1 protein-coding gene is annotated in these 619 nt (G+C 42.3%); it reads right to left on the bottom strand.

The genetic code is table 11. The features are described from left to right. The coding region (locus tag Q3F21_RS27200; protein ID WP_340259724.1) for an IS110 family transposase at nucleotides 1–619 on the bottom strand (619 nt) is incomplete at both ends.

Below are 619 nucleotides of genomic sequence, written 5' to 3'. Positions count from 1 at the left end.
ACTAAGCGTAATACAGAAGGATTAGAAAGCTTCTTAAACGCTCTTTTTAGATCAGGGTGAGTGATCCGAAACAACTGCTGCACTTGATTTTTCCGGCGGGTCAAGGTGGTAGTAAGCAACCACCGATCCCGTATGAGGGTGCGAAAAATTGACTGTGACAACGAGGCGGGACTAGCCAGTCGTACAGATTTCATATCAGGATGTAGAGACTTATGCCACCCCATATATGCCATTGTCCTAGCATCAATAGCATCGGATTTTTCTTGAATACCTAGCGTTTCTTCACGAAATTTCTTCACAGAGGCATTTTCAACCATGTAAAGTGAGTAACCAGCATTTAATAGGACCTGTTGAAGGAGAAAGGAATAGTGACCACCAGTTGGTTCCATTAAAACAAAAAAGTCGATTGGTTTTAATCCTAACTGCTCTTGAACAACATGAAGGGCGTCTAAGAAGTCAGAAATACCCGAGCTGTCTGCATCAAATTTCATTGTTTTGGCCCTTTTCCATTTTCCATCGCGAAACTGTTCCGGAGTAATGCAGGTAGCCACATGAAAATCTGCTCCAATATCGACTCCAACGTAGATTGGATAAAAAAGCCTTACAAATTCTCGTTGCC

Source organism: Brevibacillus borstelensis (assembly GCF_037834415.1).
Classification (GTDB): domain Bacteria; phylum Bacillota; class Bacilli; order Brevibacillales; family Brevibacillaceae; genus Brevibacillus; species Brevibacillus borstelensis_A.
Note: the sequence above shows the minus strand (reverse complement) of the source record. Positions and strands in the feature narration are given on the sequence as shown.